A 15819-nucleotide genomic window follows, 5' to 3' on the forward strand; every position below is an offset into this window, starting at 1 on the left:
CCCCAAAGGAAATAACTATGGAATCTAGTATCGAGTATTTTTAAAATACTTTAACGAAAAAACAACCAAATTTTAAGCATTTTCAAGGTCATTCCTTAATAATAATATAAAAAAACCACCCTTTTGGGTGGTTCTTAAAAATTAATCTTTTTTATTGTTATAGGAAAGAATATCCTAAAGCAACTGAAAACACATTGTTTTTACTTTTACCATCTTTCAATACGTCCGTAAAACCAAAATTGTAACGTGCATCTAATCTAATTCCAAAGGGAAAATCATAGCCAGCCCCTACTACGGCAGAAACATCGCTTTTTTCAGCATTCTCTTCAACTGAATGGACTCCAAAGCTATCGTTATAAATATCATCATCAAGTACAAATCCAAATTGTGGCCCTGCCTGAACATTTAATCCTTGCACCAAATAATATTTCAATACAATTGGAATGTTTATATAATTTACATCGAACTTTCCAAAATCAAATTCTGCTCCCTGCTGAGAGTACAAAACATCCGCTTGAACCCCAACCTTATCAGTAAACTTTATTCCCGCAAAAATACCAGCTTGAAAGCCTGTTTTGCTTGAAAGGTTGTCAACATCAGAAATATTCGCGAAGTTAACACCAGCTTTCACTCCTAGATCAAGTTCCTGTGAAATAGCGGCGGTCCCAATAAATAACATAAGTACTCCTACAATCAATTTTTTCATAATAATAAGGTTTTTCTATTTTAGTTTAAAACGCAAAGATACCTTTAATGTTATCCTTTAAAATACATTTAGTTTTTTGTTAACTATTGTTTTTAGTAGTAATATAGCGGTATGAAGTGGCATCAAAGTTTAAAGGATTACCAAAACTACCTTCGTCTGGAGCGTGGACTTTCAGAGAATTCCATTATCAACTATTCGTTAGATGTTAAAAAACTTATACGTTGGCTGGAAACCAATGAAATGGACACTTCCCCTATTTCCATTGCTGAAGAAACATTACAGCAATTTGTGTATGAAATCGCAAAAAAAGTGAATCCACGTTCGCAGAGTAGGCTGATTTCGGGGCTGAAAGGATTTTTCAATTATCTTATTTTTGAAGATTACCGAAAAACCAATCCCTTAGAATTGATTGAAGCTCCAAAACTGGGAAGAAAATTGCCGGATACTTTGGCATTAGAAGAAATTGACTCGCTAATAAACGCTATAGATTTAAGCTCAAAGCAAGGAGAGCGCAATCGTGCCATCCTTGAAACTCTTTATGGCTGTGGCCTGCGTGTTTCTGAACTAACAAGTCTTAAAATTTCTGATCTCTATTTTGAAGAAGGTTTTATAAAGGTAACAGGAAAGGGCGATAAGCAACGTTTGGTGCCGATTGGGCCAACCACAGAAAAATATATAAACATTTACAGGAAGGAAGTTCGTGTACACCAAGAAATTGACCCATTGGCAAAGGATACTGTTTTCTTAAACCAACACGGAAGACCCTTAACACGTGCAATGATTTTTACAATAGTGAAGCGACTGGCTGAAAAAGCGGGTATCCGCAAAACAATCAGTCCCCACACGTTTCGTCATTCTTTTGCTACACATCTTCTTGAAAACGGAGCGGATCTTAGAGCAATCCAACAAATGCTTGGCCACGAAAGCATTACCACTACAGAAATATACACGCATATTGATCGTAAACATTTAACCGAAGTTATTAATAAATTTCATCCAAGAAAGGAAAACTCTTAACACTCAAGGGGAAACCTTTAATCAAACAAAAAGCTCCAATTGGAGCTTTTTGTTTTTTCATTATAATAAAAATTCCTCTTCGGGCTTAAGCGGCTTTTATTTCGCAATATTTATCGCTCTTGTTTCACGAATTACGGTAACTTTTACTTGTCCCGGATAAGTCATATCCGTTTGGATTTTCTGTGAAATTTCAAAAGATAATTGTGCAGCTTTTTCATCGCTTACTTTATCACTTTCAACCATTACACGAAGTTCGCGTCCCGCTTGAATTGCATATGCTTTATTTACACCTCCAAAACCAAAGGCAATATCTTCTAAATCCTTCAAACGCTGAATGTATGAATCCAATACTTGACGTCTTGCTCCAGGTCTTGCACCGCTAATAGCATCACAAACCTGAACAATTGGAGAAAGCAATCCAGTCATTTCAATTTCGTCGTGGTGGGCACCGATGGCATTACATACCTCAGGTTTTTCACCATACTTTTCAGCCCATTGCATTCCTAAAAGGGCGTGAGGCATTTCGGTTTCGGTTTCTGGCACTTTTCCAATATCGTGAAGCAATCCAGCTCTTTTGGCCAGTTTTGCGTTCAATCCAAGTTCCGCTGCCATTACGCCGCAAAGTCGTGCAACTTCCCGTGAGTGATGTAAAAGGTTTTGCCCATAAGAGGAACGGTATTTCATTCGCCCCACCGCTTTTATAAGCTCGGGATGCAAACCGTGGATTCCAAGGTCGATAACGGTTCTCTTCCCAACTTCAATAATTTCTTCTTCAATTTGTTTGGTGGTTTTTTGAACTACCTCTTCAATACGCGCTGGGTGAATACGACCGTCAGTTACCAGTTTGTGTAACGACAAACGTGCAATTTCCCGTCTTACGGAATCAAAGCAGGAAAGGATAATTGCTTCCGGAGTATCGTCAACAATAATTTCAACACCTGTTGCTGCTTCAATGGCACGAATGTTTCGCCCTTCGCGACCAATAATCCTACCTTTAACGTCATCACTTTCAAGGTTAAAAACAGAAACACAGTTTTCCACTGCTTCTTCTGTACCGATGCGTTGAATGGTATTGATAATTATTTTTTTCGCTTCCTGCTGTGCAGTCATTTTAGCCTCTTCTATTGAATTTTGAACATAGGCCATTGCTTGGGTTTTAGCTTCGTCTTTTAAGCTTTCCATCAATTGTGCCTTAGCATCTTCTGCTGAAAGACTACTAATAACTTCCAGTTGTTCAACTTGGCTGCGGTGCATTTTTTCTACCTCGCTTTGTTTTTTTTCAAGCAACGAAATTCTTTCGTTGTAATCAGCTTGTTTCTCTTCTACTTCAGCGTTCAGTTTTTTTGATTTTGCAAGTTCACTGGAAACCTGTGATTCTTTATCGCGGATTCTTTTTTCTGCTTCAGAAATCTTTTTGTCACGGTTCAGGATTACCTTTTCGTGTTCAGACTTCAATTCCAAAAACTTCTCTTTGGCCTGAAGTATCTTGTCTTTTTTTATCGTTTCAGCTTCAGATTTAGCCTCTTTCAAAATTGATAATGCGCTTTTTTTTGCTCGAGTTATAAGCTGGGACGCGTTGTTTCGCTCCAGTATTTTTGCAATAAAAAAACCAATCGCAATACCAACAACAGCACTAATTATTATAGTTATGATGTCCATTTTCGTTGATTTATATGTATAAAAAAAGCCTACATCAATATTGTTATTTTGAATAAACTCCTTAAAAAAAAGTTTAGGGTTAATAAGCTGGTCAAGTATCCGCTCAAAGACGGCTCGCTTTTACAACTTCAACTCACCCTTTTTAAAGAATTCCTGTTGAGTTTACCAAAATTAGTATTAATGTAGGCAGTACCTTATTTAATTTAAAGAACGTTATGATAGCTGCTCCTGCAGTAAACGGTCCAAAGCCCTGAGCTTTTCTTCTGTTTCCTGCGTGTCGCTAGATTTATCAATTTGTTTTTGCTCTACCTGAGCGGCAAACTGGAGGGCACACATGGCCAAAACATCCTGTTTGTCACGAACGGCATAACTTTGCTCGAACTTTTTAATCATTTCTTCTATCTTTTTGCTTGCCAACCGCAATCCCTCTTCCTGCGAGGGGTTGATGGTCAGGGGGTAAACCCTGTCTGCAATTGATAGCTTTATTTTTAATGGTTCGGCCATTGTTATATTTTTATTCGGAAAGTTGGCTTATGCAATGGTCAATTTCCCGAACTAGAGCGTTTATCTTGAGTTTAGTTTCTCGTTTATGCTGGTCGCTGCCGAGCATTGAATTTGCTAATTTTAATGAGTTACATTTTTCGGCCCAGACTTCAATTTCATTTTCAAATTGTTGCTGTTTCGATTTTAAAACGGCGAGTTCTTCTTCCAATTCCGTATTGGCTTTTTTTAATTTTTCGTGCTTGTTAAGCAGTTTGCCAATCCTATGTTCAAGAGAATCAACTATTTCAGAAAGATTACTCATTAAAATCTGTGTTCAATACTTCTTTCACAAAGTTAGCATACCATCACTAATAAGCAAGCAGTTTTCGATTATTTTTTGTAATATTGATGAATAGCACAATAAATCATCCCCTCTCCCCTTTTAGTTGTAGCGTATTCTTATTTTTACACTATGAAGAAATTATTATCAACGCTCCTGCTTTTTGGCGGGTTTGTTTACAGTCAAAATGGCATTCCTACAGATTATTTTTCAAACCCTTTGGATATCAATATGGTTCTTGCGGGCAATTTTGGCGAAATGCGGGCCAACCATTTTCACAGCGGTTTAGACATTAAAACGGAACAACGCGAAGGGCTTCCTGTTTACGCTCCTGCAGATGGTTATGTAAGCAGGATCAACGTGCAGCACTATGGCTATGGAAAAGCACTTTATATTCTTCATCCAAACGGATACACAACTGTTTATGGCCATTTGAGAAGCTATGCAGGCGAAATTGAAAAATATGTAAAGGACACTCAATACAAAAAAGAAACTTTTGAATTGGAGTTATTTCCCGAAAAAACAATGTTGGCCGTTAAAAAAGGGGACCTAATTGCCTATACCGGAAACACCGGTGGCAGCGGAGGACCACATTTGCATTTCGAAATCCGTGATTCTTCACAAAGGCCCATGAACCCACTTCTTTTTGGGATTGAGATACCAGATTCAAGAACTCCAATCGTGAGTGCCGTTTTTGCCTACCCCATCGGTGAAGATGCACACGTAAACCAAGGTCAGAACCGAACAAAACTAAGGCTCATAAAACAAAAGGACGGTAATTATAAAACTGAGAGCCTAACCGCTTATGGTAAAATTGGCTTCGGAATTACCACTTTTGACCAGCAAGATGGAGCTTCAAACAAAAATGGTTCTTATAAAATCAATACGCGGTTTAATGGCACTGAAAAGTTTGAAGTACTTTTTAATAAATTCGATTTTTCTGAAACGCGGTATTTAAATCGCTATACGGATTACAATTATTACGAAACCAATAAAAGCATGGTCCAAAAACTTTTCAGGGAATCAAACAATCCTTTGAGCATAATTACAAAGGAAGACGACAATGGCTATATAACCGTTAAAGACAGCCTGGCTTCAATTTATACGATTGAAGTTTTAGATTTCAAGGGAAATACAATGCAAGTATCAATTCCTATTGAAGGAAAAAAGCTGGAGCTATTGGATCCTAAAAAAGTAGAAAAAACAGACGATTATATTTATGCAGATCATGCCACATCAATAACCAAGGGTAAATTCAGTATTTATATTCCAGCCAATAGTTTATATGAAGATACTTATCTAGATATAAAAGATGAAGGTGATATTTTAAAATTTCACGAAGATATTATACCTATACACAGCAATATTTCCATCACTGCGGACATTTCAAATTACAAAGAAGAAGATAAAGACAAACTTTATATAGGAAGATTGAATTACAAAGGGCTGCCCTATTACACCTCCACAACGCGCAACGGTGACAAACTAACTGGAAAAACCAGAACTTTTGGGAGCTACACGGTTGCTATAGACACTACTGAACCGGAAATAAAGCCCATTAATTTCGCAGAAGGGAAATGGATTAGCAACCAAAATTTTCTTAAAGTGAAAATAACGGATGATTTGAGCGGCATCAGCTCATACCGAGGAACCATCAACGGAAAATTCATTTTGATGGAATATGATTACAAAAAAGACGTTCTAACATATAATTTCAATGATAATGTTAATTTAGAAACTGAGAATAATTTCAAACTTATAGTAATAGATAATGTTGGAAATAGTGCTACATTTGAAGCAAAATTTTTCAGAAAACAACCCTAACCCTTGCTTTTGAAAACAATAAAACTCCCGCTTACATTCCTTTTCTTTTTCTTTGCAACCGTTGTGTTTGCTCAAAAAGCAGTTATTAAAGGAATTATTCTAGACGAAAACAACATACCCGTTTATGGGGCAAACGTAACTTATAATGACATTGGAACCATTTCAGATTTTAATGGGTTTTATATGTTGGAAATTCCTTCCAAAGAAAATGTAACCATTACGTTTTCACACCTTAGCCATAAAAAAGTTCAGATAACAGTAAATCTTTCGCCCAATGAAGATTATGAGCTGAATCCTGTAATGAATACAAGTATTGAGCAAATAAGCGAGGTTATTATTTCTGGACGTGAAAACAAACGTGTTGAGGGCGTTACAACTATTTCACCTGAAGTAATCCGGAAAATGGTGGGTGCCAACGCTGGTGTTGAAAACCTCCTAAAATCTCTTCCTGGAGTTAACGGAAACGATGAATTAAGTACACAATATGCAGTGCGAGGAGGAAACTATGACGAAAATTTGGTTTATGTAAACGAAATTGAAGTATATCGCCCTTTTCTTATTAGAAGTGGTCAACAGGAAGGTTTAAGTTTTGTAAATAGCGATCTTACAAGCAATGTTGATTTTTCCGCTGGAGGTTTTCAGGCCAAGTATGGCGACAAACTCTCCTCTGTTTTGGACATTACCTACCGCAGACCAGTAGATTTTGGCGCAACAATAGACGCAAGCCTTTTGGGAGTTAGCGGTTCTGTGGAAGGAATTTCTAAAAATGGCCGTCTTTCCGGAATTTTAGGAATCCGTTATCGCGATAATAGTCTTTTAGTAAAAGCCAAAGAAACCGAAACCAACTATCGGCCAAAGTTTGCAGATGCACAAACGTATTTAACATACAAATTCACCAATAAGTTTGAACTTAGCTTTTTGGGGAATGTTTCCATAAACGAATACAATTACAGGCCTTTAACCAGGCAAACAAACTTCGGAACCATTACAGACCCTATCGCCTTGCTTGTATTTTATGAAGGCCGTGAAGAGGACCGTTACAATACCTATTTTGGAGCCTTAAAATCTACCTGGGTAGTTTCTGATAATTATACAGCAAAATTTATAGCCTCTCTTTACCAAACAACAGAACAGGAATATTATGACATACTAGCAGAGTATCGCTTAGGTGAAGTAAACACTGAAATTGGAAGCCAAGACTTAGGCACAGTTGAATTTACTCGTGGCATTGGTGGGCAACTGACCCATGCGCGTAATGATTTAGACGCTTTGATCCTCAATGCAGAGCACAAAGGAAACTTAGCTATTGAAGAAAACAATATAGAATACGGAATCAAATATACGCGCGAGGACATTCGTGATCGTGTTCAAGAGTATGAAATTATTGATTCAGCAGGATTTTCTATCCGTCCACCAATATTACCTCCAAATAATCAACCTTACGAAGCGGACACTTCACCTATCGTGCCTTACACAAACGTTCGTGCACAAAACGACACTCAAATTGACCGGATATCAGGTTATGCACAATGGAGTAGAAAAACAAGTCTTGGGAGCGGTGACCTTTGGTTAAACGCTGGGATTAGGGCCCATAACTGGACCGTAAGCGGTAAAAATATAACTAGTACAACACAGACTGTTTTTAGCCCACGTGCTCAGGTTGCTTTAAAACCTGATTGGGAAATGGATATGCTTTTCCGTCTGTCTGGTGGAGTGTATCATCAGCCTCCCTTTTATAGAGAGTTACGTGATTCATCAGGAACAGTTCGTCCTGATGTGAAAGCCCAGAAATCCATTCACGTTGTTTTTGGAAACGATTATAGTTTCAAGATGTGGGATAGAGCCTTCAGATTAAATTCTGAATTGTACTATAAACATTTAACTGACGTAAACCCATATACTTTAGAAAACGTCCGAATCCGTTACCGCGCTAACAATAATGCTGTTGCTTACTCTTACGGAGTCGACCTACGTTTGGCCGGAGAGTTTGTTCCGGGTACTGAAAGTTGGTTAAGCTTTGGTTATATGAAGACTGAAGAAAACATTGACGATCGCGGTTATATCTTCCGCCCTACCGACCAACGCTTGAAATTTGGAATGTTGTTTCAGGATTACGTGAAGGTGATTCCTTCACTTAAAATGTACCTTAACTTAACTTATAACACAGGGCTTCCCGGTGGTTCTCCAAGTTATGCAGACCCATATAGATACCAAACTCGTTTACCTGATTACAAACGTGCCGATCTTGGTGTAAGCTACGTGATTGTGGACGATACTAAACTAAGGGATAGCGGATGGTTAAAACCTTTTAAAGAACTATCTATTGGTGCCGAAATTTTTAATATTTTTGATGTGCAGAACTCAATTACAAATACTTTTGTAAGAGACGTTTACACCAAAGTTCAATATGCAATTCCTAATTATTTGACTCCCCGTGTTTTTAATGTGAGGCTCACTGCAAAGTTTTAGGAATTAAAATAATTATTAACCTTTAAAATAAAAACCATGAAAACAATAAAATTTACTATCGCACTATTTGCAACCACTATGCTATTTACCTCTTGTAAAGATGAAAAAAGAGAACAAGCTGTAAAAAATGTAGAACAATTTACAACCTATGTTGATTCAATTTCAAAATTAGATATGGCGGAAGCCAAATCAAATTGGGTAGCTATTGAAAATGATTATACTACCTACAAAGCAACTGCAGATGAAAACTTAAACGAAGTTTCTGAAAATGAAACATTGAAAAATGACGTAAATGATGCAACTGTAAAATTTGATGAGTATAAAGCGAAATTAGCAGAAAAGGAAAAACAAGAATTAGATGCTAAAAATAATTTTATGATATCGCTTTTAGGAAAAGACTACATAAATGATGATATGAAGTTTGAATGGATAAACAAGGATAACATTTTAAGCGTTTATCAAAATTTTGTAGATACAGTTTCTGCTAATAGTGAAAGTTACTCAAGAGAAGATTGGGATAAAATTAAGTTAATATATGAAGCAATTGACACCAGAAAGAACACTGTTGAAAATGAAGGCCTTACCTCTAAGGACAATCTTGCAATCGCTGGCCTAAAATTAAAATTTGCGCCTATGTATGAACTAAATAGAATTGGATCAAAATCAGAAGAAAACGCTGAAGCAAAAACTGAGTAAGCTCTTTTTGCTTAAGCCTAAAGAAATCTTTAAGGTTTAAAATGAGGAATTAAAAGTGAATCAAAGGATAGGAATTAAAACCTATCCTTTTTTTTGCAATAAAGATTTCTATTGATTACACATTGCAACATAAAAAACACAAAGAGTAATAGTCGAAAATGGATAGCTGTGAGAACAATTTTTTGTTTAACACTTTCTTGTTTAAAAAAATCTCAGATTAAGACTTAACAAACTCCTTCAAAACATCCACCACATAGTCAATTTCTTCTTTTTTGTTGAAACTTGAAAAAGAAAAACGAATGGAAGGTTTACTTAAATCTTCATCCGAAAGAATTTCGTTCAAAACATGTGAACCACCTTCACTTCCACTCTGGCAGGCACTTCCTTTAGAGCAAGCTATCCCTTTTAGGTCTAATTGGAATAAAAGCAACATCGCTTTTTCTGAAGAAATTGGCAGGCAAACATTCAAAAGAGTATAAGTGCTTTGCTCGTTATCTAAACAACCGCCATTAAATTTCACATCTGGAAAATTTACAGAAAGCTGTTTCTTAAAATATTCTTTTAGCCCTGTAATGTATTGCCGTTCTTTTTCAAGATTTTGATAGGAAATCTTTAGCGCTTCCGCCATTCCCACTATCGCATAGACCGCTTCGGTTCCTGCGCGCATGCCACGCTCCTGCTCCCCACCGTGAATTAATGCCCGCAACCCTGAGTTTTTTCGAATAAATGCAAAGCCAGCACCTTTTGGCCCATGAAATTTATGGGCGGCCGCAGCTGCGAAATCTATAGGTGTTTCCTTAAAATCAAGTTCAAAATGACCAACGGATTGTACGGTATCACTGTGAAAAAGGGCGTTGTGCTTTTTACAGAGAAGTGCTACCTGCTTTAAATCCAGAAGATTTCCCACTTCATTATTAACATGCATCAAACTTACCAATGTTTTTTGCGAAGTATCCGTTAAAAGTTTTTCAAGATGTTCATAATCTACGTGTCCGCAATCCTTTAAATTGACAAAATCTATCTGAATTTTGTATTCTTTTTGAAGCCATTCCAAAGTATGCAACACAGCATGGTGTTCAATACGGCTAGAAATAATTCGCTTTATACCAAGGTCGCGTACAGCACTAGTTAGTATTAAATTATCGGCCTCCGTACCACCAGAAGTGAAGATTATTTCACTTGCAGAAACATTTAACAGCTTCGCTATTTCCTTTCGGGCATTTTCAAGTAATGATTTGGATGATCTTCCATAAGAATGTGTAGATGAAGGATTTCCATATTCGGTTTTCAAGACCTCGGTAATAGAGCTAATCACTTCATCTCTTAATTGTGTGGTTGCAGCACTATCAAAATATACTTTCTTCATTAAGCAAACATTTTTTGTAAAATTGGGGTTTGGCCAAATTCTATTTTAGAGCATAACCTACCCAATAATTTCAGTTTGCAAAAATACATATTAAAACAGTTTTGCTGGCGTTTCAGTTAAAAAGAAATGCGTTACTTTGTAGCTGTTGATGATTTTAATATATACATGAAAAAAATTCTTTACCTTTTTTTGACAACAATGCTTCTATTAAGCTGCGATGACGGCGATATTATTATAACCACTTTTAATTTTGACGATGCCGAACTGAAAACCTGTGGAACTACTGGCAATTATGTGTTTTACAAAGTGAACCCAGAAGCACTTGAAAGCCTTTCGCTAAAGCTGGCTGTTACGGACAGTCTTTATAAAACGGAAGGAACAAAGCCACATGAGTTAAATGGCACCAGCAATTTTGTGAATTACCGAACCTATGACGGGGTTTTGGGTACCGACTATTTTTGCAGTAGCATTCCGCCCACTTCACCAAGGGTTACTGTTGATTATTTTGCTTCATCTGGCACTGCTGAATTTACAACTATTTTTAGCTATGACGATAATGATGGTATCGCAGCAGATGATGAGTTTGAAGGAGACACTGATGGAGACGGCCTGCCAGATTTATATGACGTGGATGATGATGGCGACAACGTGCCTACTGCACTTGAGTTGGATCCTTTGGGAAATATCATTGACACAGATGGAGACGGAAAACCCAATTACCTAGACCCAGATGATGACGGTGACGGCGTTCTGACGCGAGACGAAGACAAAGATGGAAATTTAGATCCTAGAAATGATGTTACAGATTCAAACGTGGGTGCAGATTACCTAAACCCTGCTGTAGCCGATGATTATGATATTAACCAATACCGCCAACACACCTATAAAATCATTAAAAGCGTAAAAATTGTTTTGAAGAATTTGGTGCTAGTAAACGGTGATGAAGAAATAACTCAAGAAACACTGAATATGGGAACCCTCAATAATGTAGAAACAATCCCTAAAACAACTACTCCTGAATTTTAAATTTGTGAAACGTGTGAGATATAAAATGCTTATTATTCACTTCTTACATTCTGGAAAATATAAACTTCCGTAGCCCCGCGTCCGTATTTTTGGTAATCGGCATCATAGAATTTCACATTTTCATACCTGTTAAAAAGATATTCCAGTTCCGTGCGCAACACACCTTCGCCCACACCGTGAATAAAGACTACTTTTTGAATTCGTTTTGAAATAGCAAAATCCAACTGTCTTTTAGCGGTATCTAACTGCAGGGTAAGCATTTCATAATTGTCCATCCCGCGAGTTTTGGGCACCAGTTGATTTATATGTAAATCTACCTCCATAGGCGGCAAGCTGCGTTCTTTTGGTTTTATGCGCACTGTTTTTCCCGGCTTTTTGTGTTCCTTTTCTGAAATAATAGAAGAAACATCCATTTGGGACAGTTTCTTTCTGGAAAGTGAACCGTCCATAACAATAAGTTCTTTTTTTAAAAAATCCAGTTCAAAACCATCGGCTGTTACTATGGTGACTTCATCGCCATTCACGGCAGTAACCACGCCCGAAATAGCATCATCCAATACCGAAACCTTATCACCTTTTTCCATAAAAGTTTTTCTTAATTTTTATTAACTTTAATAGTCGCCTAAAATGCCATTTAACGCCGTTAATCGCCTAATAACGAAATTTTTATGTATTTTGCGGCAAACTATATAATATATTGAATTTTATTTTTAAATTTATTCCGTGAATAAAAAGGTTTTGATGCCCCAACACAAAGCTTTTAAAAACCGTAAAAATATGAAAAACCTACTACTCTTTTCCACTTTACTTATAACTTCTGTTGGTGCTTTTGCACAGTTAAGTGTAAAGCCTAATGGCGCCATTGACTCCTATGTTTATGTAAAAGACGAAGTACTGTTTGTAAAAGAAGAAATAAATCTTACCCGAAACACTACTGCTAATAATACTGAAGCAAGCATTTACTTACGGAATAATGGACAATTAATACAAGGTAACCCTTTAGCCAAAAATACTGGTTCTGGCCAACTTTCTGTGCAACAGAATACTCCCGAAACTAACGCTTGGGCCTATTACTATTGGTGCTCGCCAGTTGGCTATCCTGGAACTGCCGCCTTACCGCAGCCTGCTGGTAACCCATGGGCTGGAGTTATAAATATATATGAACCGCAACCAGGGTTAGGTTTAACCGCCGCGCGACCATCACTTACAACTACAAATCGGGAGGGAACATTAACTCCTCAAATGACAATTTCCACCCGCTGGCTATACACACATAAGCTTCCCGGAACTGAAGCAGAAGGAAACTATCAACGAATAAACGCTAACACTGCGGTCCCTGCTGGCTATGGCTTTACCATGAAAGGTGTTGGCACCACTAGCACCGACCAAACATACGAGTTTAGAGGTAGACCAAATAGTGGTGATTTCACTATTCCTGTTCAAGGACCAATAGTTATAGGCCCAAATCCAAATGTATATGCCAGAATGACCCTCTCTGGCAATCCATATCCTTCGGCACTTGATATGAATAAATTCTTTTATGATGGAGCTAATGCAGCTTTGGACGCTATTTATTATTATGACGAAGACAGAACTGTAATGTCACACAATTATGGTCAAAAGCCCTTTGGCTATGGAGTTTGGGTTCCCAATGGTATAGATCCTTATACTGGAGGGGTTCCTGATCCTGCTAACTACCCAGGCTTATATACACAAGCTCCCTTTTATATTTGGAATGCGAACGGAGGCAGCACAGGTCCGGGAGTTCCTGGAGGAACCCCTATAAATAATAAAAGATTTGCCCCTATTGGGCAAGGATTTATGTTAGTTGGAAATACTGCTTTAGCAACAAATGTATTTATTAGAAATTCTCATCGAATTTTTATTAAAGAAGGAGCTGCAAATTATTCAGTATTTCAAAGACCGGGTAACGATGCTAATACTGAAACCAGTTCAGAAGACGATTTAAACCCTTCTCTTTCTACATCATCAACATGGTCAAATTCAGATTATCGCACACCGCAAATGCGTTTATATGTTATTTTTGATGAGGCAATGACACGAGATTTGGTTTTAGCATTTTCGGATCAAGCAACTGATGGCTATGACCGTGGCATGGATGGTCTAAGCCCAGCTGGTTTAACAACTGATGCTTATTTTCCTGTGGGGAATGACAATGCACGCCTTCCTTATGTTATCAATTCTGTAAATTACGAAGGCAATAAACAAATACCAATTTCCTTTGTAGCAAACAGCGCAACTCAAATTCGTTTACAAGTTGCTGAAGAAGTTAAAAAACCATACGATCACGCTTATCTTTTTGATAGCCAAGAAAACACTTATAAAGAATTGACCAATTCAACTCTTGCAGGTGTTACCCTATCATTACCAGCGGGTACTTATGACAATAGATTTTTTATCGTTTTCCGTAACCCGAACTTAAAACGCGATATTCCAGAAAATGAGATCGAAGCCAAAGATGTTGTTTTGGCAAATGTAAATTTCTTCCAAAACAATCCTGTACAACAATTAGAAGTTAGCAACCCGGAAGGTTATACCATAAAATCTGCAATGGTTTACGACATGAACGGTAAATTGGTAATTCAAGAGAAAAACTTGGGAGCTAAAAACAAATATAGCTTTTACACTGGTAATTTAAGTGATGGGGTTTATTTGGTAAAGCTTACCACTACTGAAGATGTTTCAATAGACTCTAAAGTTATTGTTCATAATAAATAAGAAAAAGTCCCTCTCTGAGGATTCTTTGAATATTTCCCATAATTAAAAACGGCTCCGATAAAAAATCGGAGCCGTTTTGATTTAATAAATATTAAAATGCCTTTTTACTGTTCCTCCCCTTTTTTACAAAGAGTACACCAAAGGCGCGTATTGGTTATTCAAACTCCTTCAGGGTTTTAATTATAATAGATACACAATCCCTTAATTGTTCCTCGTTCATAACCAACGGTGGTGCAAAACGAATAATATTGCCGTGAGTAGGTTTTGCAAGCAAACCATTGTCACGTAACTTTAAGCAGATGTTCCAAGCCGTATCACTATCTTCGCTGTCATTGATTAATATAGCGTTCAGTAATCCTTTTCCCCTGACAAGTTTCGCAATCTTGCTGGTCTTTATATATTTATTCAGTTCACTTCGGAAAATTTCTCCAAGTATATTCGCATTTTCTGCAAGCTTTTCATCACGAACAACAGATAGCGCTGCAATTGCCACAGCAGCAGCCACAGGATTTCCCCCAAAAGTAGAACCATGGTTTCCAGGTTTTATAACACTCATAATAGCATCATTCGCCAAAACAGCAGAAACTGGATAAGCACCACCACTTAAAGCTTTCCCTAATATCAAAAGATCTGGTTTTACGTTTTCGTGGTCAACAGCAAGTAATTTTCCGGTACGGGCAATTCCTGTTTGTACTTCATCGGCTATAAAAAGAACGTTGTGTTTTTTACAAAGTGCTTTTGCCTTTTCTAAATATCCTTCCGAAGGAACATAAACTCCTGCTTCTCCTTGAATTGGCTCCACTAAGAAACCCGCAATGTTTTTATTGCTTTCCAAATGTTGTTGCAGCTGTTCAATATTGTCGTATTCTATTTTTATAAAACCTTTGGTGTAAGGTCCAAAATGCTTCCGAGCAACAGGATCGTTGCTGAAAGATATGATTGTAGTAGTTCTTCCGTGGAAATTGTTTTCACAAACCACAATCTCTGCTTCATTTTCATCAATACCTTTTTTTTCATAAGCCCACTTGCGGCAGATTTTCAAAGCAGTTTCCACAGCTTCGGCTCCCGTATTCATAGGTAACATTTTATCAAAATTGAAAAACTCACAAGCAAATTTCTCATACTTTCCTAGCATATCGTTATAGAAAGCACGTGAAGTAAGTGTAAGTGTTTTCGCTTGCTCAGTCATTGCATCCACAATCTTCGGATGACAATGTCCTTGGTTTACTGCAGAATAGGCCGAAAGAAAATCATAGTATTTCTTGCCTTCCACATCCCAAACATACACACCTTCCCCCCTGCTCAAAACTACAGGAAGCGGGTGATAGTTGTGGGCTCCGTATTTGTTTTCTAAATCGATAGCTTGCTGTGAAGCTGTTTGCTCTAAAACTGACATAAAATTGTAATAATTTGAAGTAAAATATAAATGATTCCTGAATTTAGGAGCGGAATCCTCCGTGGCTTGCAAATTACTAAATAAATCCCACATTTTTT

Annotated in this window: 13 protein-coding genes and 1 other RNA gene; 6 read left to right on the top strand and 8 right to left on the bottom strand. The window is 37.3% G+C overall.

Annotation, left to right across the window (positions count from 1 at the left end; genetic code table 11):
* Nucleotides 1–157 precede the first annotated feature (157 nt).
* Nucleotides 158–706 (bottom strand): porin family protein, encoded by a 549-nt coding sequence (locus tag Q2U82_RS13330; RefSeq protein ID WP_410005351.1) that lies wholly within the window; start codon nucleotides 704–706, stop codon nucleotides 158–160.
* 111 nt (nucleotides 707–817) lie between these two features.
* On the opposite strand from Q2U82_RS13330, the gene xerD reads away from it, so the two are divergent.
* A complete protein-coding gene (gene xerD / locus Q2U82_RS13335) occupies nucleotides 818–1723 on the top strand; it encodes a site-specific tyrosine recombinase XerD (RefSeq protein ID WP_410005352.1) in 906 nt (301 codons plus the stop codon).
* Between the two features lie 96 nt (nucleotides 1724–1819).
* On the opposite strand, the gene rny is transcribed toward xerD, so the two are convergent.
* The 4 genes from rny to Q2U82_RS13355 all read right to left on the bottom strand — a co-directional run bounded on the left by rny (nucleotide 1820) and on the right by Q2U82_RS13355 (nucleotide 4187).
* Nucleotides 1820–3382 (bottom strand): ribonuclease Y, encoded by a 1563-nt coding sequence (gene rny, locus Q2U82_RS13340; RefSeq protein WP_410005353.1) that lies wholly within the window; start codon nucleotides 3380–3382, stop codon nucleotides 1820–1822.
* Nucleotides 3383–3436: 54 nt separating this feature from the next.
* Nucleotides 3437–3544: non-coding RNA, 6S RNA (gene ssrS, locus Q2U82_RS13345), on the bottom strand.
* A gap of 51 nt (nucleotides 3545–3595) precedes the next feature.
* Nucleotides 3596–3886 (bottom strand): cell division protein ZapA, encoded by a 291-nt coding sequence (locus tag Q2U82_RS13350; RefSeq protein WP_410005354.1) that lies wholly within the window; start codon nucleotides 3884–3886, stop codon nucleotides 3596–3598.
* A 10-nt stretch (nucleotides 3887–3896) separates the two neighbouring features.
* Nucleotides 3897–4187, bottom strand: a complete 291-nt coding sequence (locus Q2U82_RS13355) for a hypothetical protein (RefSeq protein ID WP_410005355.1) — start codon at nucleotides 4185–4187, stop codon at nucleotides 3897–3899.
* Nucleotides 4188–4337: 150 nt separating this feature from the next.
* Between Q2U82_RS13355 and Q2U82_RS13360 the strand changes: the two genes are divergently transcribed.
* The 3 genes from Q2U82_RS13360 to Q2U82_RS13370 are packed head-to-tail and all read left to right on the top strand — an operon-like array spanning nucleotide 4338 to nucleotide 9194.
* Nucleotides 4338–6029, top strand: a complete 1692-nt coding sequence (locus tag Q2U82_RS13360; RefSeq protein ID WP_410005356.1) for a M23 family metallopeptidase — start codon at nucleotides 4338–4340, stop codon at nucleotides 6027–6029.
* 9 nt (nucleotides 6030–6038) lie between these two features.
* A complete protein-coding gene (locus tag Q2U82_RS13365; RefSeq protein WP_410005357.1) occupies nucleotides 6039–8498 on the top strand; it encodes a carboxypeptidase-like regulatory domain-containing protein in 2460 nt (819 codons plus the stop codon).
* A 36-nt stretch (nucleotides 8499–8534) separates the two neighbouring features.
* On the top strand, nucleotides 8535–9194 hold the full coding sequence (locus Q2U82_RS13370) for a hypothetical protein (RefSeq protein WP_410005358.1): 660 nt from the start codon (nucleotides 8535–8537) through the stop codon (nucleotides 9192–9194).
* Nucleotides 9195–9411: 217 nt separating this feature from the next.
* On the opposite strand, the gene Q2U82_RS13375 is transcribed toward Q2U82_RS13370, so the two are convergent.
* Nucleotides 9412–10560, bottom strand: a complete 1149-nt coding sequence (locus Q2U82_RS13375; protein ID WP_410005359.1) for a cysteine desulfurase family protein — start codon at nucleotides 10558–10560, stop codon at nucleotides 9412–9414.
* A gap of 198 nt (nucleotides 10561–10758) precedes the next feature.
* Here Q2U82_RS13375 and Q2U82_RS13380 point away from each other — a divergent pair, with 198 nt between their 5' ends.
* A complete protein-coding gene (locus tag Q2U82_RS13380) occupies nucleotides 10759–11586 on the top strand; it encodes a hypothetical protein (RefSeq protein WP_410005360.1) in 828 nt (275 codons plus the stop codon).
* 32 nt (nucleotides 11587–11618) lie between these two features.
* On the opposite strand, the gene Q2U82_RS13385 is transcribed toward Q2U82_RS13380, so the two are convergent.
* The gene (locus Q2U82_RS13385; protein ID WP_410005361.1) at nucleotides 11619–12170 is read right to left on the bottom strand and encodes a Smr/MutS family protein; all 552 of its coding nucleotides are present in this window, start codon (nucleotides 12168–12170) and stop codon (nucleotides 11619–11621) included.
* Between the two features lie 193 nt (nucleotides 12171–12363).
* Here Q2U82_RS13385 and Q2U82_RS13390 point away from each other — a divergent pair, with 193 nt between their 5' ends.
* On the top strand, nucleotides 12364–14325 hold the full coding sequence (locus Q2U82_RS13390) for a T9SS type A sorting domain-containing protein (RefSeq protein WP_410005362.1): 1962 nt from the start codon (nucleotides 12364–12366) through the stop codon (nucleotides 14323–14325).
* A gap of 154 nt (nucleotides 14326–14479) precedes the next feature.
* On the opposite strand, the gene rocD is transcribed toward Q2U82_RS13390, so the two are convergent.
* Nucleotides 14480–15721 (bottom strand): ornithine--oxo-acid transaminase, encoded by a 1242-nt coding sequence (rocD, locus tag Q2U82_RS13395; RefSeq protein WP_410005363.1) that lies wholly within the window; start codon nucleotides 15719–15721, stop codon nucleotides 14480–14482.
* Between the last annotated feature and the right edge of the window lie 98 nt (nucleotides 15722–15819).

Source organism: Aequorivita nionensis (genome assembly GCF_046352995.1).
Lineage (GTDB): Bacteria > Bacteroidota > Bacteroidia > Flavobacteriales > Flavobacteriaceae > Aequorivita > Aequorivita nionensis.